The organism is Streptomyces sp. NPDC005483, from assembly GCF_040606035.1.
Taxonomy (GTDB): domain Bacteria; phylum Actinomycetota; class Actinomycetes; order Streptomycetales; family Streptomycetaceae; genus Streptomyces.
The window spans coordinates 358,523-378,845 of the sequence record NZ_JBEXEA010000004.1; the positions used below are offsets into that span (position 1 = coordinate 358,523).

General features: G+C 69.6%; 16 protein-coding genes. 7 read left to right on the forward strand and 9 right to left on the reverse strand.

The window, feature by feature from the left end; all coding sequences use genetic code 11:
- Positions 1-517: 517 nt before the first annotated feature.
- Positions 518-2,569: an NAD(+) synthase gene (locus tag ABZT06_RS10615; protein WP_355737919.1), complete on the reverse strand. Its 2,052-nt coding sequence runs from the start codon at positions 2,567-2,569 to the stop codon at positions 518-520.
- A gap of 158 nt (positions 2,570-2,727) precedes the next feature.
- Between ABZT06_RS10615 and ABZT06_RS10620 the strand changes: the two genes are divergently transcribed.
- Positions 2,728-3,138: a hypothetical protein gene (locus tag ABZT06_RS10620; RefSeq protein ID WP_355737922.1), complete on the forward strand. Its 411-nt coding sequence runs from the start codon at positions 2,728-2,730 to the stop codon at positions 3,136-3,138.
- A gap of 90 nt (positions 3,139-3,228) precedes the next feature.
- Here ABZT06_RS10620 and ABZT06_RS10625 read toward each other — a convergent pair whose 3' ends face one another.
- The 3 genes from ABZT06_RS10625 to ABZT06_RS10635 all read right to left on the reverse strand — a co-directional run bounded on the left by ABZT06_RS10625 (position 3,229) and on the right by ABZT06_RS10635 (position 6,586).
- Positions 3,229-5,169 carry a S53 family peptidase gene (locus ABZT06_RS10625; protein WP_355737924.1) on the reverse strand — a complete coding sequence of 647 codons (1,941 nt, stop codon included), beginning with the start codon at positions 5,167-5,169 and terminating at the stop codon, positions 3,229-3,231.
- A 146-nt stretch (positions 5,170-5,315) separates the two neighbouring features.
- The gene (locus tag ABZT06_RS10630; RefSeq protein WP_355737927.1) at positions 5,316-5,915 is read right to left on the reverse strand and encodes a DUF305 domain-containing protein; all 600 of its coding nucleotides are present in this window, start codon (positions 5,913-5,915) and stop codon (positions 5,316-5,318) included.
- An 11-nt stretch (positions 5,916-5,926) separates the two neighbouring features.
- Positions 5,927-6,586 carry a DUF3105 domain-containing protein gene (locus ABZT06_RS10635; RefSeq protein ID WP_355737930.1) on the reverse strand — a complete coding sequence of 220 codons (660 nt, stop codon included), beginning with the start codon at positions 6,584-6,586 and terminating at the stop codon, positions 5,927-5,929.
- Between the two features lie 339 nt (positions 6,587-6,925).
- On the opposite strand from ABZT06_RS10635, the gene glnA reads away from it, so the two are divergent.
- The gene (glnA, locus tag ABZT06_RS10640; protein WP_355737933.1) at positions 6,926-8,287 is read left to right on the forward strand and encodes a type I glutamate--ammonia ligase; all 1,362 of its coding nucleotides are present in this window, start codon (positions 6,926-6,928) and stop codon (positions 8,285-8,287) included.
- Between the two features lie 738 nt (positions 8,288-9,025).
- Here glnA and ABZT06_RS10645 read toward each other — a convergent pair.
- Positions 9,026-9,712 carry an AraC family transcriptional regulator gene (locus ABZT06_RS10645; protein WP_355737936.1) on the reverse strand — a complete coding sequence of 229 codons (687 nt, stop codon included), beginning with the start codon at positions 9,710-9,712 and terminating at the stop codon, positions 9,026-9,028.
- Between the two features lie 63 nt (positions 9,713-9,775).
- Here ABZT06_RS10645 and ABZT06_RS10650 point away from each other — a divergent pair, with 63 nt between their 5' ends.
- Together ABZT06_RS10650 and ABZT06_RS10655 are read left to right on the forward strand one after the other, a co-directional pair.
- On the forward strand, positions 9,776-10,579 hold the full coding sequence (locus ABZT06_RS10650; RefSeq protein ID WP_355737938.1) for an NAD(P)H-binding protein: 804 nt from the start codon (positions 9,776-9,778) through the stop codon (positions 10,577-10,579).
- 297 nt (positions 10,580-10,876) lie between these two features.
- Complete coding sequence (locus tag ABZT06_RS10655) at positions 10,877-11,011, forward strand: glutamine synthetase (RefSeq protein WP_355737941.1); 135 nt, start codon at positions 10,877-10,879, stop codon at positions 11,009-11,011.
- A gap of 88 nt (positions 11,012-11,099) precedes the next feature.
- Here ABZT06_RS10655 and ABZT06_RS10660 read toward each other — a convergent pair whose 3' ends face one another.
- Both ABZT06_RS10660 and ABZT06_RS10665 read right to left on the reverse strand, forming a co-directional pair.
- Positions 11,100-11,534, reverse strand: a complete 435-nt coding sequence (locus ABZT06_RS10660; protein ID WP_355737944.1) for a VOC family protein — start codon at positions 11,532-11,534, stop codon at positions 11,100-11,102.
- Between the two features lie 40 nt (positions 11,535-11,574).
- Positions 11,575-12,084 carry a pyridoxamine 5'-phosphate oxidase family protein gene (locus tag ABZT06_RS10665; RefSeq protein WP_355737948.1) on the reverse strand — a complete coding sequence of 170 codons (510 nt, stop codon included), beginning with the start codon at positions 12,082-12,084 and terminating at the stop codon, positions 11,575-11,577.
- Positions 12,085-12,552: 468 nt separating this feature from the next.
- Between ABZT06_RS10665 and ABZT06_RS10670 the strand changes: the two genes are divergently transcribed.
- Entirely contained in the window at positions 12,553-15,540 is a 2,988-nt protein-coding gene (locus ABZT06_RS10670) for a bifunctional [glutamine synthetase] adenylyltransferase/[glutamine synthetase]-adenylyl-L-tyrosine phosphorylase (RefSeq protein WP_355737950.1), read from the forward strand.
- Here ABZT06_RS10670 and ABZT06_RS10675 read toward each other — a convergent pair.
- Together ABZT06_RS10675 and ABZT06_RS10680 are read right to left on the reverse strand one after the other, a co-directional pair.
- Complete coding sequence (locus ABZT06_RS10675; protein WP_355737953.1) at positions 15,528-16,403, reverse strand: phosphatase PAP2 family protein; 876 nt, start codon at positions 16,401-16,403, stop codon at positions 15,528-15,530. The genes ABZT06_RS10670 and ABZT06_RS10675 overlap by 13 nt on opposite strands.
- A 131-nt stretch (positions 16,404-16,534) precedes the next feature.
- Entirely contained in the window at positions 16,535-17,569 is a 1,035-nt protein-coding gene (locus ABZT06_RS10680; RefSeq protein WP_355737955.1) for a LacI family DNA-binding transcriptional regulator, read from the reverse strand.
- Between the two features lie 362 nt (positions 17,570-17,931).
- On the opposite strand from ABZT06_RS10680, the gene ABZT06_RS10685 reads away from it, so the two are divergent.
- Together ABZT06_RS10685 and ABZT06_RS10690 are read left to right on the forward strand one after the other, a co-directional pair.
- The gene (locus ABZT06_RS10685; RefSeq protein ID WP_355737957.1) at positions 17,932-19,200 is read left to right on the forward strand and encodes an extracellular solute-binding protein; all 1,269 of its coding nucleotides are present in this window, start codon (positions 17,932-17,934) and stop codon (positions 19,198-19,200) included.
- A gap of 106 nt (positions 19,201-19,306) precedes the next feature.
- Positions 19,307-20,311 (forward strand): sugar ABC transporter permease, encoded by a 1,005-nt coding sequence (locus tag ABZT06_RS10690; RefSeq protein ID WP_355737960.1) that lies wholly within the window; start codon positions 19,307-19,309, stop codon positions 20,309-20,311.
- Positions 20,312-20,323: the final 12 nt, after the last annotated feature.

Consider the following 20,323-nt stretch of genomic DNA (forward strand, 5'->3'; position numbering starts at 1 on the left):
CCGGGCCGGACCGGCAGGTCCCGCGCCGGGCCTGCGGGTTCGGCGTCGGGCCAGTGGGTCCGTGAACGGGCCTACGGATTCCGGGCCACTAGGTCCGTTTCGGGCCAGCGGCTCTGGTCGGTCCCGTCGACCCCGCGCCGGCTTGTCAGTCCGGCCCCACACCGGCGGGTTCGCCTCGGCCCGGTCGAACCGCACGGCCCGGTTGAGGCGCGTCGGTTCGGTCGAACCGCACGGCCCGGTTGAGGCGCGTCGGTTCGGTCGAACCGCACGGCCCGGTTGAGGCACGCCGGTCCGGTCGAACCGCACGGCCCGGTTGAGGCACGTCGGCCCGGTCGAACCGCACGGCCCGGTCGAGGCACGCCGGCCCGGTCGAACCGCACGGCCCGGTCGAGGCACGTCGGTCCGGTCGAACCGCACGGCCCGGTCGTACCACGCGGGTCCATTCGAACCCCACGGCCTGGTCGAGCCACGCCGGTCCATTCGACCCGCACCGGTCACGGCCATCCGCGCAGCCCGGTCAAACCGTGCCGGCCTCGTCGAACCGTTCCAGATCCCGCAGCCACGCCCCCGCCGAGCTGTCCGACGGGGCCCGCCAGTCTCCGCGGGGGGACAGGGAACCGCCCGCCGAGACCTTGGGGCCGTTCGGCATGGCCGAGCGCTTGAACTGGGCGAAGGCGAAGAAGCGCTTGCAGAACACCTCCAGCCACCGGCGGATCTCCGGCAGGTCGTACGTCCCGCGCTTGGCCTCGGGGAAACCGGGGGGCCACTCGCCCGCGTCGACGTCGTGCCAGGCGTGCCAGGCCAGGAAGGCGATCTTCGAGGGCCGGAAGCCGTAGCGCAGGACGTGGAAGAGCGTGAAGTCGTGCAGCGCGTACGGGCCGATCTTGGACTCGGTGGACTGCATCTCCTCGCCCGGCACCAGCTCCGGGCTGATCTCGGTGTCGAGGATCGCGGCGAGGATGTCGCCGGTCTCCTCGTCGAACTGCCCGCTGCTGATCACCCAGCGGATCAGATGCTGCATCAGCGTCTTCGGCACGCCCGAGTTGACGTTGTAGTGGCTCATCTGGTCGCCCACACCGTACGTGGACCAGCCGAGCGCCAGCTCGGAGAGGTCACCGGTGCCGAGCACGATGCCGCCGCGCTGGTTGGCCAGCCGGAACAGGTAGTCGGTGCGCAGTCCCGCCTGGACGTTCTCGAAGGTGACGTCGTACACCGGCTCGCCGGAGGCGAAGGGATGGTCCATCTCCTGGAGCATCAGCCGCGCGGTCGGCGTGATGTCCAGCTCGGCCGCGGTGACGCCGAGGGCCCGCATCAGCTTGTGGGCGTTGTCCTTGGTGTGGTCGCTGGTGGCGAAGCCGGGCAGCGTCCAGGCGAGGATGTCGCTGCGCGGCCGCCCTGCCCGGTCCATCGCGCGGGCGGCGACGATCAGCGCGTGCGTGGAGTCCAGGCCCCCGGAGACGCCGATGACCACCTTCGGGCCGCCGATCGCCGCGAGCCGCTGCTGGAGCCCGGCGACCTGGATGTTGTAGGCCTCGTAGCAGTCCTGGGCGAGCCGCTCGGCGTCGGCAGGCACGAACGGGTAGCGCTCCAGACGGCGCTTGAGACCCAGGTCGCCCGATGGCGGGTCGAGTTCGAACGACACCGTACGGAAGTCACCGGTGCGCGCCTGATGCGTACGCCGGTTCTCGTCGAACGTGCCCATCCGCATCCGCTCCTGCCGCAGCAGGTCCAGGTCCACGTCGGCCACCGCGTACTCGTCGCCCTGCGGGAACCGCTCCGTCTCGGCCAGCAGGACGCCGTTCTCGTAGACCATGGCCTGTCCGTCCCAGGACAGGTCGGTGGTCGACTCGCCGAGTCCGGCCGCCGCGTAGACGTACGCGGCGAGACAGCGGGACGACGCCGAGCGGCACAGCAGCTTGCGGTCCTCGGCCCGCCCGACCGTGATCGGGCTGCCGGACAGGTTGACCAGGACGGTCGCACCGGCGAGGGCGGCCTCCGCGCTGGGCGGCACCGGCACCCACATGTCCTCGCAGATCTCCGCGTGCAGGACGAGACCAGGGACGTCGGCCGCCTCGAACAGCAGGTCCACGCCGAACGGCACGCTCGCGCCGCCGACCCGGATCGACCCACCGCGCTCGTCGGCGCCGTCGCCGATCTGCCGACGCTCGTAGAACTCGCGGTAGTTGGGCGGGTACGACTTCGGTACGACTCCCAGCACTCGGCCGCGGTGCACGATCACCGCGCAGTTGTAGACCCGGTTGCGGTGGCGCAGCGGGGCCCCGACGACCAGCACCGGGAGCAGCTCGGCCGACCCGGCGACCACCTCCCCGAGGGCCGTCTCCACCTCGTCGAGCAGCGCGTCCTGGAGGAGCAGGTCCTCGATGGAGTAGCCGCACAGCCCCAGCTCCGGGAAGACGGCGACGGCGACCCCTTCCGCGGCGCACCGGCGCGCGTGGCGCAGTACCGCTTCGGCGTTGGCGGGCGGGTCCGCGATGACGGTGTGACCCGTACACGCTGCGACGCGTGCGAACCCGTGCTGATAGATGGACCAGAAGTTCGAGGCAGGCACGGGATCAGTGTAATCGTCAGAGCGACGCGATAGGGGAGGGGGCCCCGCGGTGCGGGACGGTCTGCCCGAGGCCATGTCTGCGTGATGGTCCGGCAATGACTCCCTGACGTCCCTTGCTGGATTGTCATGACCTTGCCTTAATGAGCGGCATGACCGGCATGAGCACTACGCGAGACGGCACCCCCGGCCGTACGGCGGGATGGGGCTGGTTCCTGGCCTGGCTCCTCGTGGGAGCGTGCGGCGGCATCGGCCTCGCGGCGATCCTCACGGTGGGCGCGGCCTTCCTCGTACTCGCCGCGGTGGCCGCGGTGTTGCTGCTCCGCAGGGGTCCTGGACGCGCTGTCGTGGGCGGTGTCTCGGGGATGGCCCTGCCCCTGTTCTACCTCGCGTACCTGAACCGGGACGGTCCGGGCGAGGTGTGCCACGCGGTGTCGGGCGGACAGTCCTGCACCGACGAGTACACGCCGGTTCCGTTCCTCGCCGTCGGGGCCGTCCTGCTGCTCGCGGGTGTCGTGATCCACGTGCTGAACGGCCGTCGCGAGCGGGCGGACCGTACGCCCGGACGGTAGCCAGGAGGCACACGCGCCGGGGCCCGGCCCCGAAGGTTCTCGCCTTCGGGACCGGGCCCCTGTGGATGCGCGCCGTGGACGCGCGTCCGGTCAGTGCCGGCCGAACGACTGCACGTAACCGTTCGCGGGCGTACCCACGCCGGTCACGTCGTCGTAGCCCTTCACCGCGGACAGCGAGCTGTCCTTGCCGAGGCTGCGGACCGAGGTGCTCAACCCACCGCTGGCGTCAGAGCCGTTGATGAAGTCGACACGCGCCACCGCGAGTCCGGAGCCCGTGGGGTTGTCCGTGACGTCGTGGTACACGCGGGAGCCGAACTTGGAGTAGATCGACGGGTTGGCGAAGCCGAGCGCCTTGCCGCCGGCCGCCTGCTGCGCCAGCGCCTGCACGGCCGCGATCACCGGGGAGGCCAGCGAGGTGCCGCCGATGCGGTACTCGCTGTACTGCTGCGAGCCGTCAGGGAAGGTCTGCGTCTGCCCCACCAGGAAACCGGTGTTCGGGTCGGCGATCGCGGAGATGTCCGGGACGACACGGTTGCCGGCGGCGTTGTTGGCCGTGGCGAGCGCGTCCGGGACGACACCCTTCTGGTAGGAGGGCTCGGCGACCGTCTTGCTGGTGCCACCGCCCGCACCCGAGGTGAACGCGCCGGGGAAGTTGGTCCAGCTCTTGCCGTCCGCGGACAGCGCGGCCTTCTCGGTGCCCCAGCCGGTCTCCCACAGGTACTTGTCGCCCTTGCCGACGGCCAGCGAGGTACCGCCGACCGCCGTCACCCACGCCGAGTTGGCCGGGGTGTCGACCTGCTTCGTACCGGTGTTGGCGACCTCGTCGCCGTTGTCACCGGAGGAGAAGTAGAAGCCGATCCCCTCGACCGCGCCGAACTGGAAGACCTGGTCGTAGGCGGCCGCGAGGTCCGGCGTCTGGTTGGCCTCGATGTCGCCCCAGGAATTGGAGACGATGTCGGCCAGGTGGTTGTCGACGACCTTGCTGAGCGAGTCGAGCAGATCGTCGTCGTAGCAGGACGCGGCACCCACGTACGTGATGTTCGCGTCCGGCGCCACCGCGTGCACGGCCTCGACGTCGAGGGTCTCCTCGCCGTACCAGCCGGCCGCCCCGCACTCCTCGGTCTTCGTGTAGTTCTTCGGCAGGACCTGCTTCAGCTGGCCGGTGTTGTAGGCCGCGTCACCGTTCTTCTTCGCGTAGGTGGCCGCGTCGAAGGCGATGGTCGGCGAGGCGTAGGCGTCGGTGATGGCGACGCGCACTCCCTTGCCGGTGTACTTGCCCGCGCCGTAGGCGGCGCGCAGCTGCTTGCCCTTGTAGCCCTTGATCGCGTACGGGATCTTCGAGCCGTAGGCCTCGGGCAGCGTGCTCGCGATCTTCGAGCCGTAGTACGAGGAGAACGGCCCGGAGTTCTTGAACACGGCGTCCGGCGGCGGCAGTTGTTCCTTGCTGCTCGCCTTGTGCGGCGCGTTGTCCAGACCGGTGACGGTCAGGACGGCACCGTCCAGAGCGGCTGGCGCGGAGGCGGTCTTGGCCGGGGCGCGGTAGGTCTTCGAGCCCTTGGTGTAGTTGTGCAGCTGGGTACCGAAGGCCTTCTCGGCGGCGGCCACGTCACCGGTGACGGAGACGTAGTGCTGCGAGACCCCGGTGACCTTCAGGCCCGCCGACTCCAGCCAGGACTTCACCGCGGCGACCTGCGCCTTGGTGGCGCCGAAGCGGGCCTGCGCCTGCTTCGCGCTCAGGTACTTGCCGTACGACGCCGAGGCCGGGTCGGACACCGACTTCGCGTAGGCGGCGAGGCCGGCGGCGTTCTTGCCGGCGAGGTAGACCCGGGCGGAGACCTGGGCACTGTCCGAGGCGGCGCCCTTGTCGGCCTTGGCGGTGGCCCACGCGGGCTTGGTCCCGGCCAGCGTGTCACGGTTCGGGCTGTCCGCGGCGTGAGCCGCGGGTATACCGAGCGCCAGCGCGCCCGCGAGCATCGGCAGTGTCGCCGCCATGCTCACCCCGGCGCGGAATGTGGCGCGGTTGGATCTCATGGAACCCCCTGGATGCGGTTCGTCGCGAGTGATCACTCGACGGTGTGGCCACTCTTGCGACGAACGGTTCATGCCTGGGGAATGGGCATGCCAAGAAGAGCCCAATTAACCTAATGAAAAAGGCTCGTTCGAGGGTTAACCCTCTATCATCGCGGCTTCGCGCCCCGCTCCTTCAGCATCCCGGCCATCAGGTCGATCTCCGACTGCTGCGCGGCGACCATCCCCTGCGCGAGCCGCTTCTCCACACCGACCGTGCACTTCTGCACACAGCCCTTCGCCATGTGGATGCCGCCTTGGTGATGGTCCGTCATCAACTGCAGGTAGAAGATCTCGGCCTGCTTGCCGTTCAGCGTGCCCAGCTTCTTCATCTCGCTGTCGGTCGCCATGCCCGGCATCAGCGAGCCCTCACCGGCCGACGGCATGTCACCCATGCCCATCCACGTCATCGGCGGATCCGCAGACACCTTGGGCAGCTCCCACAGATCCAGCCAACCCAGCAGCATGCCGCGCTGGTTGGCCTGCGTCTGCGCGATGTCGTAGGCGAGCCGCCGCACCTCGACGTCCTTGGTGCGGTCACGCACGATGTACGACATCTCGACGGCCTGCTGGTGGTGTACGGCCATGTCGCGGGCGAAACCGGCGTCCGCGGACTCCGCGGACGGGGTGTCGCCCGAGGCGCCGTCCTCGGCCACGGCGTAGGTGATCGCGCCCGCCGCGACGAGTACGCCCGCCACGGCGACGGCCACCCCCGCGAACCTCACTGCGACAGACCGTTCGTGCACGCCGCGCCGGGCTCAGGCGTCTGCGCGCCCTGCACGAACTTCGCGAAGAACTTGTCCACGTTCGGGTCGCTCGCGCCCGTCACCGTCCGCTGGTGACCCCACGCCGACAGCATGATCGGGTCCTTCTGCCTGTCGTCCGGGCTCATCAGCGTGTACGGCGTCTTCTTCACCTTCGCCGCGAGCGCGTCCACGTCCGCCTTCTTCGCCTTGCTGGTGTACGTCACCCAGACCGCCCCGTGCTCCAGCGAGTGCACGGCGTTCATGTTGTTGAGCGCCTTGGCGTACACGTCGCCGTTGCAGTTCATCCAGACCTGGTTGTGGTCGCCGCCGACCGGGGGCTCCATCGGGTAGCTCACGGTCTTGGCGACGTGGTTGCGGCCCAGCGTGCCCTTCCAGGTCCTCACCCCGTCCGAGCCCGTGACGAAGTGCCCCTTCCCCTTGCCGTCGGCCGCCGTGCTGTCGTCGGACTGCGACTGCACCAGCACGACGGTGCCGGCGACCAGACCGGCGACCACGACCGCGCTGGCGGCGATGGTGAGGATGCGGTTGCGGCGCTCCCTGGACTGCTCGGCGCGCCGCATCTCCTCTATGCGCGCCTTGCGTGCCGTGGCGGTGCTCTTCTTGGCGGAACCCATGAGGTGTGTCCTTCTGGGGGAAAGGGGCGGGACGGATGGTGACGACCGGTCCGCTGATCGTAGTGGGGCGGGGGTGGCTTCCCGCAGGGAGCCCACAGGAAACCAGGACGCGTGGTGAGACGGGGCGGGCCGGGCATTACGTATGTCAGTCCGAGCAGGCAAGATGGGCAGCGGAGCAGTACATCCACCGGACGTGAGGCGTTCACTCCCGGGTCGCCGGGACGATCAAGGTCGGCAACGCGCACGAAATGCTGTTGTGGTGTGATGCTCAGGTGCCCGACCGCCTCCTGCGGGACACGGAGACAGGCGGCCTGACCAGCAAGGATGGGGAAGCGGAAGATGGACAAGCAGCAGGAGTTCGTGCTCCGGACCTTGGAGGAGCGCGACATCCGGTTCGTACGCCTGTGGTTCACGGACGTGCTGGGCTTCCTCAAGTCCGTGGCCGTGGCCCCGGCGGAGCTGGAACAGGCCTTCGACGAGGGCATCGGCTTCGACGGCTCCGCGATCGAGGGATTCGCTCGTGTATACGAATCCGACATGATCGCCAAGCCGGACCCGTCGACGTTCCAGATCCTGCCCTGGCGCGCCGAGGCCCCCGGCACGGCCCGGATGTTCTGCGACATCCTCATGCCGGACGGCAGCCCGTCCTTCGCGGACCCGCGCTATGTCCTCAAGCGCGCCCTGGCCCGCACCTCCGACCTGGGCTTCACGTTCTACACCCACCCGGAGATCGAGTTCTTCCTCCTGAAGGACCGCCCGCTGGATGGCTCGCGCCCGACCCCGGCCGACAACTCCGGCTATTTCGACCACACCCCGCAGAACATCGGCATGGACTTCCGCCGCCAGGCGATCACCATGCTGGAGTCGATGGGCATCTCGGTCGAGTTCTCCCACCACGAGGGAGCGCCGGGCCAGCAGGAGATCGACCTCCGTTACGCGGACGCCCTCTCCACCGCGGACAACATCATGACGTTCCGCCTGGTCATGAAGCAGGTGGCGCTGGAGCAGGGCGTCCAGGCGACGTTCATGCCGAAGCCGTTCTCGGAGCACCCCGGCTCGGGCATGCACACCCACCTCTCCCTCTTCGAGGGCGACCGGAACGCGTTCTACGAGTCCGGCTCGGAGTACCAGCTCTCCAAGGTCGGCCGCTCCTTCATCGCAGGCCTGCTGAAGCACGCCGCGGAGATCTCCGCGGTCACCAACCAGTGGGTCAACTCCTACAAGCGCATCTGGGGCGGCACCGAGCGCACCGCCGGCGCCGGCGGCGAGGCACCCTCCTACATCTGCTGGGGCCACAACAACCGCTCGGCCCTGGTCCGCGTCCCGATGTACAAGCCCGGCAAGACCGGCTCGGCCCGTATCGAGGTCCGTTCCCTCGACTCCGGCGCCAACCCGTACCTGGCGTACGCCCTGCTCCTGGCCGCCGGCCTCAAGGGCGTCGAGGAGGGCTACGAGCTCCCGCCGGGCGCCGAGGACGACGTCTGGGCCCTGTCCAACTCCGAGCGCCGCGCCATGGGCATCGAGCCCCTGCCCCAGAACCTGGGCGAGGCCCTCACCCTGATGGAGCGCAGCGACCTGGTCGCCGAGACCCTGGGCGAGCACGTCTTCGACTTCTTCCTCCGCAACAAGAAGAGCGAGTGGGAGGAGTACCGCAGCGAGGTCACGGCCTTCGAGCTGCGGAAGAACCTGCCGGTGCTGTAAGGGCAGGTCAGAGCAGGTTTGCTGTTGTTTCGACGAATGAGGCTGGGGGTCGCAGATCCCCAGCCTCATCTCGTCTCACGTGCCCTGGGCCGTCCCTGGGCCGTTGAAAGGGCTGGCGGTGCTCGACGGATGGGGGGGGCGCCGTACGCGGCCGCGGGCCCGAAGTGGCGTGCGCGGCGAGCTCCCATCCCGTCCATCATCGACCCAGGCAGAGCCGAGCAGACGCAGCCCATGGCGTCCGGGTCGTTCGTACAGTGGCGCGCTCCACCTGGACGCCATGAACCACGCCCGCTCCACGGTGTGCGGGTCGACGGCGGACGGGATGGGGGCTGGGGAGAGTGGTGGGTTGAGGTAGTGGTGCCGTGGCGCATATCTGGATGTCTTCGCGCTGATGACCGCACTTGGCACATCCTGCGCCGTACAGCACCGGAGTACAGCAACCATACGGACCGGCGTTGACCGTCGGTAATGGCAAACCTCAGCGACCAGCCTGCCCGTAGTTCGCATCGAGGGGCCGAAGGGCCTCCGTCGGTTTTGACTGACGGAGGCCCTTAGAACTCGCGCAGATAGGTTCGATGGGCACCTCGGAAGCAAAAGAGGAACAGGCCCTGGCGACCATGGAGTTGCGACTCTCTGTGATCACCGGGAGACCTGTGCCTGCCTTGCCATCATGGCTGACCGAACCCCTGTGACCATCTTCGACAAGCTGCTGCAACTCTCCTTTGCCAGTCCTGGAACTCAGGCAGTGCACGGAGTCGCTGCGGGGCGTCGCCCTGCGGTGAACGCGGCGGGCGGGACACCCATGAAGCGGCGGAACTCGGCCGTCATGTGGGACTGGTCGTAGTAACCCGCCGTCGCGGCGATGTCCGACCACCGGCCGGCTTCGGCCGCGAGCACGGTGCGAACGCGGTCGATGCGTGCGAAGTGCTTGGGGGACAATCCGGTGCCGGCGGTGAACAAGGTGTGCAGGCGGCGCTCACTGATGTGCAACCGTGCCGCGGTCGTGGCGACAGTGCCACTGACCAGAAGGTGTGCCGCCTCTTCGAGCCGCTCCGGCGGCTCCGGCCGATCGGCCATTGCTTCTTCGAGAGCGGCGACCGGATCGGCGGCGAGCCGGTCGACGTCCAGGCCCGGTAGTTCGCGGAGCGGCAGGGCCCGGTCGGCGAGATCACGCAGCGGGCGGCCGAGCAGGGCTTGGGCACGCCCCGGCCGCATGCGAACCCGCACGCACGAATGCCCGGGCGCGTCGGCGTGATAGGCGGCCTGGGTGCGGGGACCCAGGGCGATCAGCTCACGCTTGTCGATGCGCAGGACAAGTGTGGTGGCGTGATCGGGCACATCGACCGCCGCCGAAGCACCCGCCGTAGCGACATCGATCCCGGACACCCAACGCAGAAGGGCAGGCGGCACGACGAGAGAGCTCACGCAGCTCACGATAGTGCCGAAACTTCCTATCACGCGGCGTGAGAGCGATGCGATCGTCGGGACATGATCCTTGTTACCGGTGCCACCGGCACCATCGGTAGTCACGTCGTCCGTCTGCTCACCGAACGGGGCGTGCCGTTCCGGGCGATGTCCCGCCGCGAGCGACCCGGCGGGGTGCGGGCCGACTTCGACGACCCGGCGTCTCTGACGCGCGCGGTGGCCGACGTCGACACGGTCTTCCTCGTAACCGTGCCCCCCGTGCCGACCGCGGACCATGACATCGCCCTGGTCACGGCCGCTCGGGCGGCGGGCCTCCGTAAGATCGTCAAGCTGTCCGCCATCGGCAGCGGCGAGCGGTTCGACGGGGCGACCGTCGGCGCGTGGCACCTCGCCGCGGAGAAGGCGATCGAGGCCAGCGGGCTCATGTGGACGATGCTCCGCCCGCCGAGCTTCGCCTCCAACTTCTTGTGGTACCGGGCGCTGATCCAGTCCGGAGAGCCGATCCCGAACCTCGTCGGCGACTCCCGGCAGGCCATCGTGGACCCGAGGGACGTGGCAGCGGTCGCCGTCGCCGCCATGACCAGCGATGCGCACGACGGACAGCGGTACGACCTGACCGGGCCAGAGCTGCTGACATTCGCAGACCAGGCGGCGATCCTGGAGCGCGTGCTGGAACGGCCGGTCAAGATCACCGAGACGAATGCGCTCGACCAGTTGCCGCCCGGGATGAGCACTGGCATCGGCTGGGCGCGCGCTGGCGGTGCGGCCTACGTCACCGACCACGTGCCGCAGGTGCTCGGCCGACCGGCGCGCACGTTCGAGCAGTGGGCCCGAGACCATCGGGAGAAATTCGCGGCAATGCCGTAACCCACCGCCGCCGACGGCCGCCAGGCTCTCGGGCAAGAGGTCCTCATAGTTCGAGGGACAGAGCCCGTTCTCTTTTGGTGCTTCCCTGGAGCTGGTGAGAACAGCCCAGAACGCCAGACTCTGGTCCGTGCCGGCGTGAGCGGCTTCGTCTCTGGAGGCGTACGAGCGATAGCGTTGGCTGATCGACTGGCTCCAGCCCTGACGGAGGGTTGCGGTGCCGCCGGGCCGTCTGTGGGCCGTCCAAGGGGGCCCACAGTGACCATCAACGACCAATGACAACCGTTCGACCGCTGATCCGTGCCGCGCCAACGTCGATCGGATGAGGTCGCTCAGGGCCGACGCCACTTCCTCCGCAACAAGCGCCAGGAGTGGGAGGAGTACCGCAGCGAGGTCACCGCGTTCGAGCTGCGGAAGAACCTGGCGGTGCTGTAGGGCTCCGCCGTAGGGGCGTGGGGTTGTCGCGACGGTTGGCGCCCGGTGGGGGGCTTGTCGCGCAGTTCCCCGCGCCCCTACAGGTGAGCTACTGAGCCGCCTGCTGTGCCAGGACCCGGTGCAGCGGCTCCGTCTCCCGGCGCTTGTACTCCTGGATCGCCCAGCCGTTGCCGTCCGGGTCCTTGAAGTACATGAAGGTGGCGCCGTCCTGCGGGGCGAACTGGACCGGCTCGCTGACGTCCAGGCCGCGGGAGGTGAGTTCCTCGTACGCCGCCTTCGCGTCCGTCACGCACAGTTGCATGCCGTGGTACGTGCCGGGCTGCGGAGCTCCCGTCGGGACCTGGAGGCCGTCGACCAGGGCGATGGAACAGCCGGAGCCGGGCGGGGTCAGCTGGCAGATGCGGACGCCCTCCATCACCTCGCCGTCCAGATCCACGTGGAAACCGACCTTGTCGCGGTAGAACTCCTTGGCGCGGTCGACGTCCGTGACCGGCAGCATGATCACTTCGAGGCTCATGTCCATGGCGTGACTCCCTTGTCGACGTCAGTACAGAGGGCCGTTCTCAGAAGCGCCACCGCGTCTGGCTGAACGGCTGTCCCTTACCGAAGCCGAAAACCGTGCGCGGCGCCACCGCATAGACGACGGCGTGTCCTGGTCCGTGATGGAAGTAGCCGTCCCGCACCTCGAAGCGCCAGAAGTCCCCGTACTTGGCCTCCCACGCCGCGGCCAGCTCGCGCAGCCTCGTGTCGTCGGAGACCCGCACCGCCTCGCCCTCCACCACGAGGTCGTAGCCCTTGTCCCAGATGTTGGTGCCGGTCGTCAGCGTCACGTGCGCGTTGTGCGCGAGGTTCTTCGCCTTGCGCTCCTCGGGGCCGGTGCAGAAGTGCAGTGCGTCGTGCGCCCACACGCCCGGCAGCGGCGTGACGTGCGGCCGCCCGTCCGGCCGTACCGTGGAGATCCAGAAAAGTTCGGCGGAGGCCAGCAGCGACTTCGCGTCGGCCCAGGAGTGTGCCGTGGCGTCGGGGTCGCTGTAGCGCGGGTCGAGGCGGGTCTCGGGTTCCTTCTCGGTCATCACAGGGCCTCCGGCTCGGGGACACCCGGGCCACCGCGGCGGTCCGGCTCGACACTTCCAGTCTGCCCAAGGGGTACCCCGGATGCGGGGAGGACGACGATCTGCCCGACGGCGGGACCACGCCCCGGCCCGAGCCCCCGCGACCCCGCACGAGATCCGGGCCGCCGTCGCTCGGTCGGTCGGGGCGTGGGTGTACCCGCGCCACCGTCGGTCCGGCCGGCCGCCCGCGCTCCACTCGGTGCCCGGGCGCCCGTACGGGGTCTCGGCTAACGTTCCTCGGCCCTCGGGGGCGCGCGTGTATCAACGTCACCGGCACCTCGGTCGGCGCCCGCGCCCCGCACGGCCCCGGCCGCCGCTTCTCGGTCCGTCGGGGCGGCAGGTGTGGCAACGGCATCCACAGCCCGGCGCTCATCACCGGCTCTCCGGTTAGGCTCAGTCGATACGACCTTGATCGGACGGGAGGCCGGGATGACGGCGGCGCCGGGACGCAGGAGCAGTACCTTCACGCGGCTGCTGCGGCACGGTTTCACCGATCCCTCGGCTGCCGAGCGGCTGCTGGAGAGCGCGGAGCTGAGCGGCGTACGCAACGACCCGGTGCTGCTGGAGGCGCTCGGCGCGACCGCCGACCCCGATCTCGCCCTGCACGGCCTCGTAAGGCTCCTGGAGGCGCAGCCCGACCGGGAGCTGCTCGACACCGTGATAGCGGCGAAGCCGTTCCGCGACCGGCTGCTCGGGGTGCTCGGCGCGTCCGAGGCGCTCGCCGAGCACCTGGCCCGGCACCCCGGCGACTGGCACGCCCTCGTCACCTACGAGCCGCGGGACCTGCACCCCGGCGTCGAGGAGTTCGAACGCGGGCTCGCCGAGGCCACCGACCCCGTCGCCCTGCGCGTCGCCTACCGGCGCTGTCTGCTGTCGATCGCCGCCCGTGACGTGTGCGGTACCACCGACCTCGCCGAGACCGCCGCCGAACTCGCCGACCTCGCCACCGCCACCCTGCGCGCTGCGCTGGCCATAGCGCGGGCGGCCACGCCCGAGGACGCGGCACTGTGCCGGCTCGCGGTGATCGCGATGGGCAAGTGCGGCGGCCACGAACTCAACTACGTCTCCGACGTCGACGTGATCTTCGTGGGCGAGGCGATCGACGGGGCCGACGAGGGCAAGGCCCTGCGCGCCGCCACCAAGCTCGCCTCGCACATGATGCGCGTCTGCTCCGAGACCACCGTCGAGGGGTCCATCTGGCCCGTCGACGCCAATCTGCGGCCCGAGGGCAGGAACGGCCCGCTGGTGCGCACCCTCTCCAGCCACCTCGCCTACTACCAGCGCTGGGCCAAGACCTGGGAGTTCCAGGCCCTGCTCAAGGCCCGCCCGGTCGCCGGCGACCTGGAGCTGGGCGAGGAGTACGTCGCGGCCCTCGAACCCCTCGTCTGGAAGGCCGCCGAGCGCGAGAACTTCGTCGCCGACGTGCAGAAGATGCGGCGGAGGGTGGTCGAGAACATCCCCGTCGCCGAGCTCGACCGGCAGCTGAAGCTCGGTCCCGGCGGCCTGAGGGACGTCGAATTCGCCGTGCAGCTCCTGCAGTTGGTGCACGGCCGCGAGGACGGCTCGCTGCGCAGCGGCACCACCCTCAACGCCCTGCACGCCCTCGCCGCCGGCGGCTACGTCGGCCGGGCCGACGCCGCCCAGCTCGACGACGCCTACCGCTTCCTGCGCTCCATGGAGCACCGCATCCAGCTCTACCGGTTGCGCCGCACCCACCTCGTCCCCGAGGACGAGGCCGACCTGCGGCGCCTCGGCCGCTCCCTGGGCCTGCGCGCCGACCCGGTGACCGACCTGAACCGCGAGTGGAAGCGGCACGCCTCCGTCGTACGACGCCTGCACGAGAAGCTGTTCTACCGGCCGCTGCTGGACGCCGTGGCCCAACTCGGGCCCGGCGAGATCAGGTTGAGCGCCGGGGCGGCACGGGAGCGGCTGGTCGCGCTCGGGTACGCCGATCCCGCCTCCGCCCTGCGCCATCTGGAGGCCCTCGCCTCCGGCGTCACCCGCAAGGCGGCCATCCAGCGCACCCTCCTTCCCGTACTGCTGGGTTGGTTCGCCGAGTCCGCCGACCCGGACGCCGGACTGCTCAACTTCCGCAAGGTGTCGGACGCGTTGGGCAAGACCCCCTGGTATCTGCGCCTCCTCCGCGACGAGGGTGCCGCCGCCGAGAACCTCGCGCGTGTGCTGTCCGCCGGCCGTCTCGCCCCCGACCTGCTGATGCGCGCCCCCGAGGCCGTGGCGCTCCTCGGGGACGGCGACGGCGGCGGGCTCGCTCCGCGCGGGCGCGCCGGCCTCGAACAGGAGATCCTCGCCGCGGTCGGTCGCGCCGACGGCGCCGTCCAGGGTGTCACGGCCGCCCGCGGAGTCCGCCGCCGGGAACTCTTCCGTACGGCCGCCGCGGACATCGTCGGCTCCTACGGCACCGAGACCCAGCCCGCCGAACCGGACCAGGGCGCCCTGGTGGACCGCGTCGGCGCCGCCGTGTCCGAGCTGACCGCCGCGACGCTGGCCGGCACCCTGCGCGCGGTCGTGCGGGACGGCTGGGGGGACACCCTGCCGACCCGGTTCGCCGTCATCGGCATGGGCCGCTTCGGCGGTCACGAACTCGGCTACGGCTCCGACGCGGACGTCCTGTTCGTGCACGAACCGCGCGACGGCGTCGACGAGCGGGAGGCCTCCCAGGCTGCCAACAAGGTCGTCTCCGAGATGCGCCGCCTGCTCCAGATCCCCAGCGCCGACCCGCCGCTGCTGATCGACGCCGACCTGCGTCCGGAGGGCAAGTCCGGGCCGCTGGTGCGCACGCTGACGTCGTACGCGGCCTACTACCGCCGCTGGTCGCTCGTCTGGGAGTCACAGGCGCTGCTGCGGGCCGAACCGGTCGCCGGGGACGAGGAGCTGGGCCGCCGCTTCATCGAGCTCATCGACCCCCTGCGCCATCCGGCGGACGGCCTCGGCGACGACGCCGTACGCGAGATCCGGCGGCTCAAGGCACGCATGGAGTCCGAGCGGATGCCGCGCGGCGCCGACCCGAAACTGCACACCAAGCTCGGGCCCGGCGGGCTGTCGGATGTCGAGTGGACGGTCCAGCTGCTCCAGATGCGGCACGGATCGCAGGTGCCGGGGCTGCGCACGACCCGTACCCGCGCCGCCCTCACCGCCGCGCGGGACGCCAGGTTCCTCTCCGCGGACGAGACCCAGGTCCTCGACGAGGCGTGGGTGCTGGCGACCCGGGTGCGCAACGCGGTGATGCTGGTGCGGGGACGGGCCGGGGACACCTTTCCGACCGAGGCACGTGAGCTCGCCGCCGTCGGGCGGTACCTGGGGTACGGGCCGGGCCATGCGGGGGACATGCTGGACGACTACCGGCGGACCGCGCGGCGGGCCCGGGGCGTGGTGGAGGAGTTGTTCTACGGGGCGTAGACCTTCCGGTCCCGGGCCCTCCTGTCCCGCGCCCCCCTGTCCGGGACCGCCTTGGGCAGCGCGTACGGCAGCGCCCCGTACCAGAGCCGTGCCACCGTGTAGCCGAACAGCAGGCACAGGATGCCGCCGACCGCGTCGAGCCAGAAGTGGTTGGCCGTGGCGACGATGACCACGAGCGTCGCCGCCGGGTAGACGAGGCCCAGGACACGCACCCAGGGCACCGACGCCAGCGCGAAGATCGTCAGGCCGCACCACAGGGACCAGCCGATGTGCATGGACGGCATCGCGGCGTACTGGTTGGACATGTGCTTCAGGTCGCCCGAGGCCATCGAGCCCCAGGTCTGGTGGACCATGACCGTGTCGACGAAGTCGCCGCGGGTCATCAACCGCGGGGGAGCGAGCGGATACAGGTAGTAACCGACCAGGGCCACACCTGTCGTCGCGAAGAGCACCAGACGTGTCGCCGCGTAGCGGCCGGGATGGCTGCGGTAGAGCCAGACCAGGACGCTCAGCGTCACGACGAAGTGCAGCGTCGCGTAGTAGTAGTTCATGCCGACGACGAGCCAAGTCACCGAGTTCACCGCGTGGTTGACGGACTCCTCGACCGCGATGCCCAGATGGTGCTCCATCCGCCAGATCCAGTCGGCGTTGCGCAGTGCCTCCGTCTTCTGCTCCGGCACCGCATTGCGGATCTGAGAATACGTCCAGTAACTCACCGCGATCAGCAGGATCTCGAACCACAGCCGCGGCCGGCTCGGGGTGCGCAGCCGGCGAAGGAGACCCGGCCGGTCCGCGGCCGTGAGGGAGTCAGGAGCGGCCGCGTCCTCGCGGTCTTCCAGACTGGTCACCGTCGAGTCACCCATAGACACAAAGTCTGCCAGAAGCGCCTTACCCCACCGATCATCCCGCGGTCGGGTTCGGGTCGCATGTCCTACGACGAGAAGACTGTCCCGTTCTCCTACCGGCGCACGGGGGAAGGCATGGTTTCTCCGCCCTACGGACGAGAGCGCTCCCCAGGGGCCGAAGCCGTCGAACCGCGTACCACCAGCTCAGGCATGAACACGAACTCGCTGTGCGGCGCGGGCGTTCCGCCGATCTCCTCCAGCAGGGTCCGTACCGCCGCCTGTCCCATGGCCGGCACCGGCTTGCGGACCGTCGTCAGCGGCGGGTCGGTGAAGGCGATCAGCGGGGAGTCGTCGAAACCCACGACCGACACGTCCCGGGGGACCTCGAGGCCCCGCTGCCGGGCCGCCCGTATCGCGCCCAGCGCCATCATGTCGCTCGCGCACACGACCGCCGTGCAGTCACGTTCGATGAGGGCAGTCGCGGCCGCCTGCCCACCCTCCAGGGTGTACAGCGAGTGCTGGACGAGGTCCGCCTCGACGGTCGCCGCGGCGAGCCCGAGCTGGTCCTGCATGGTACGCACGAAGCCCTCGATCTTGCGCTGGACCGGCACGAAACGCTTGGGGCCGAGGGCGAGACCGATCTTCGTGTGGCCCAGCGACACCAGGTGCGTCACCGCCAGTGCCATCGCCGCGCGGTCGTCGGGGGAGATGAACGGCGCCTGCACCTTCGGCGAGAAGCCGTCCACGAGCACGAACGGCACACCCTGCGCCCGCAGCTGCTCGTAGCGCTGCATGTCCGCCGAGGTGTCCGCGTGCAGCCCGGAGACGAAGATGATGCCCGCCACGCCCCGGTCGACGAGCATCTCGGTCAGCTCGTCCTCCGTGGAGCCGCCCGGCGTCTGGGTGGCGAGGACCGGGGTGTAGCCCTGCCGGGTCAGCGCCTGGCCGATCACCTGGGCCAGGGCCGGGAATATCGGGTTCTCCAGCTCGGGGGTGATCAGGCCCACCAGGCCCTCGCTGCGCTGCCGCAGCCGCACCGGGCGTTCGTAGCCGAGCACGTCGAGTGCGGCGAGAACGGACTGGCGGGTGGTGGCGGCGACACCCGGCTTCCCGTTGAGGACGCGGCTGACGGTCGCTTCGCTCACCCCCGCCTGAGCAGCGATGTCGGCTAGCCGTGTGGTCACGGCACCGGACTGTACCGGCCGTATCGTCATCGCGGTCCCTCTGTTCTGGTCGGTGCCCCTTGTCCCGCAAGGGGATGATTCCTGTCCGGGACGCGGATGGCAAGAGCTTGCAGAGTCTTGCACAACCTGTAGTCGCCCCGCTCAGCCCCGTAAAACAAGGGTCTCGTGGCGGTCGACGAGGGGTCACAAGGGGGTAACTTCCACCGTCTCTTGCACTTTTTTTCTGCAAGGTCTTTCGCAAGTCTTGCATCGCTGTTACGTTCCCACTCGCCCGGCGGCCGCAAAGGCGCAGTCGGTAGACGGAGAGGGCAGACGGGGCCTCTCTCCGCAGCACACGGGCTTTTCACCCTCAAGGAGAACTCATGCGGCGTGGCATAGCGGCCACCGCGCTGGTGGCGTCTTTCGCCCTCGCGGCGACGGCCTGCGGCGGAAGCGACAGCGGCGACAAGGCCGACGGTCCGGTCACCATCACCTGGTGGGACACCTCCAACGCCACCAATGAGGCGCCGACGTACAAGGCCCTGATCAAGGAGTTCGAGGCCGCCAACAAGGACGTCAAGGTCAAGTACGTCAACGTCCCGTTCGACCAGGCGCAGAACAAGTTCGACACCGCGGCCGGCGCGAGCGGCGCCCCGGACGTGCTGCGTTCCGACGTCGGCTGGACCCCCGCCTTCGCCAAGAAGGGCTACTTCCTGCCCCTCGACGGCACCGAGGCCCTGGCGGACGAGGCCAAGTTCAAGCCGAACCTGATCGAGCAGGCCCAGTACGACGGCAAGACCTACGGCGTCCCCTTCGTCACCGACACCCTCGCCCTGGTCTACAACAAGCAGCTCTTCGCGAAGGCCGGCGTCGAGGCCCCCAAGACCTGGGACGACCTGAAGACCGCGGCCGCCACGATCAAGTCGAAGACCGGCGTCGACGGCTACTGGGGCTCCACCCAGGCCTACTACGCCCAGACCTTCCTCTTCGGCGAGGGCACCGACACCGTCGACGTCTCCGCCAAGAAGATCACGGTGAACTCGGACGCCGCCCAGAAGGGCTACGGCACCTGGCTGAGCCTCTTCTCCGGCAAGGGCCTGCACAAGGCCGACACCACCGCCGACGCCTACGCCCACATCCAGGACGCGTTCGTCAACGGCAAGGTCGCCGCGATCATCCAGGGCCCCTGGGAGATCACCAACTTCTACAAGGGCTCGGCCTTCACGGACAAGGCCAACCTCGGCATCGCCACCGTCCCGGCCGGCTCCACCGGCAAGGCGGGCGCCCCGACCGGCGGCCACAACCTCTCCGTCTACGCCGGCTCGGACTCCGCCCACCAGAAGGCGGCAGAGAAGTTCGTGGGCTTCATGACCTCCGCGAAGTCGCAGACCGAGATCGCGCTGAAGAACTCCACGCTGCCCACCCGCGACGACGCCTACACCGCCGAGGTCAAGGCCGACCCGGGCATCGCCGGCTACCAGACGGTCCTCGCCAGCGCCCAGCCGCGCCCGGCCCTGCCGGAGTACAGCTCCCTGCTGACCCCGCTCGACACCGAGCTGAACAGCATCGCGGGCGGCAAGGAGTCCCTGGACAAGGGCCTGGGCAACGCCGAGGTCGCCATCGCGAAGCTGGTGCCGGACTTCAGCAAGTGAGCCCGCGTGGCCGCCGGATCTCCCGGTCATGGGGGAGGGATCCGGCGGCCACCGGCTTGTGCGCAGCCACTTCTCAGAGCCGTAGAACTTCCAGAAGGTGTCGTACATGACAGTCGCCATCGACCGCGCCACCGGCAAGCGCCACGGTGACCCCGCGCCGCGGCCCGGGCTGGGCCAACGCCTGAAGCACAGCTACCAGAAACACTGGTACGCCTACGCGATGATCACCCCGGTGGCCGTCGTCCTCGGCGTCCTCGTGCTCTACCCCCTGGTCTACGGCGTCTACCTCACACTCACCGACGCCAACAGCCTGAACACGGCCCGCACTATCGGCGTCAACCACATCGACGCCACCTACAAGTTCATCGGCCTGGACAACTACGCCGACATCCTGTGGGGCGACACGGCCTACGACCGCTTCTGGTCGCACTTCATCTGGACGATCGTCTGGACGGCCCTGTGCGTGACCCTGCACTACTGCATCGGCCTCGGCCTCGCCCTGCTGCTCAACCAGAAGCTGCGCGGACGCACGTTCTACCGGCTGATCCTGGTGCTGCCCTGGGCCGTGCCCACCTTCGTCACCGTCTTCGGCTGGCGGTTCATGCTCGCCGACGGCGGCGTCATCAACACCGCCCTGGACGCACTCCACCTGCCGAGCCCCGCATGGCTGGAGGACACCTTCTGGCAGCGGTTCGCCGCGATCATGGTCAACACCTGGTGCGGAGTGCCGTTCATGATGGTCTCGCTGCTCGGCGGGCTCCAGTCCATCGACGCCTCGCTGTACGAGGCCGCCGAGATGGACGGCGCGACCGCCTGGCAGCGGTTCCGGTACGTCACCCTCCCCGGACTCCGAAGCGTCAGCTCCACCGTCGTGCTGCTCGGCATCATCTGGACATTCAACCAGTTCGCCGTGATCTTCCTGCTGTTCGGCAACACCGCGCCCGACGCGCAGATCCTCGTCACCTGGGCCTACTACCTGGGCTTCGGGCAGCAGCCGCGTGACTTCGCGCAGTCGGCCGCGTACGGCATCCTGCTGCTGGCCATCCTGATCGTCTTCACCTCCTTCTACCGCCGCTGGCTGAACCGCAATGACCAACAGCTCGCGATCTGAGGCAGGAGCTCC

Excerpts from the sequence above, each read along its gene's own strand:
- ABZT06_RS10665 (WP_355737948.1), bottom strand. The coding sequence starts at position 12,084 with ATGACCGAGAAGGAACCCGAGACCCGCCTCGACCCGCGCTACAGCGAC.
- ABZT06_RS10690 (WP_355737960.1), top strand. The coding sequence starts at position 19,307 with ATGACAGTCGCCATCGACCGCGCCACCGGCAAGCGCCACGGTGACCCC.
- ABZT06_RS10685 (WP_355737957.1), top strand. The coding sequence starts at position 17,932 with ATGCGGCGTGGCATAGCGGCCACCGCGCTGGTGGCGTCTTTCGCCCTC.
- ABZT06_RS10670 (WP_355737950.1), top strand. The coding sequence starts at position 12,553 with ATGACGGCGGCGCCGGGACGCAGGAGCAGTACCTTCACGCGGCTGCTG.
- ABZT06_RS10625 (WP_355737924.1), bottom strand. The coding sequence starts at position 5,169 with ATGAGATCCAACCGCGCCACATTCCGCGCCGGGGTGAGCATGGCGGCG.
- ABZT06_RS10650 (WP_355737938.1), top strand. The coding sequence starts at position 9,776 with ATGATCCTTGTTACCGGTGCCACCGGCACCATCGGTAGTCACGTCGTC.
- ABZT06_RS10620 (WP_355737922.1), top strand. The coding sequence starts at position 2,728 with ATGAGCACTACGCGAGACGGCACCCCCGGCCGTACGGCGGGATGGGGC.
- glnA (WP_355737933.1), top strand. The coding sequence starts at position 6,926 with ATGGACAAGCAGCAGGAGTTCGTGCTCCGGACCTTGGAGGAGCGCGAC.
- ABZT06_RS10675 (WP_355737953.1), bottom strand. The coding sequence starts at position 16,403 with ATGGGTGACTCGACGGTGACCAGTCTGGAAGACCGCGAGGACGCGGCC.
- ABZT06_RS10660 (WP_355737944.1), bottom strand. The coding sequence starts at position 11,534 with ATGGACATGAGCCTCGAAGTGATCATGCTGCCGGTCACGGACGTCGAC.
- ABZT06_RS10635 (WP_355737930.1), bottom strand. The coding sequence starts at position 6,586 with ATGGGTTCCGCCAAGAAGAGCACCGCCACGGCACGCAAGGCGCGCATA.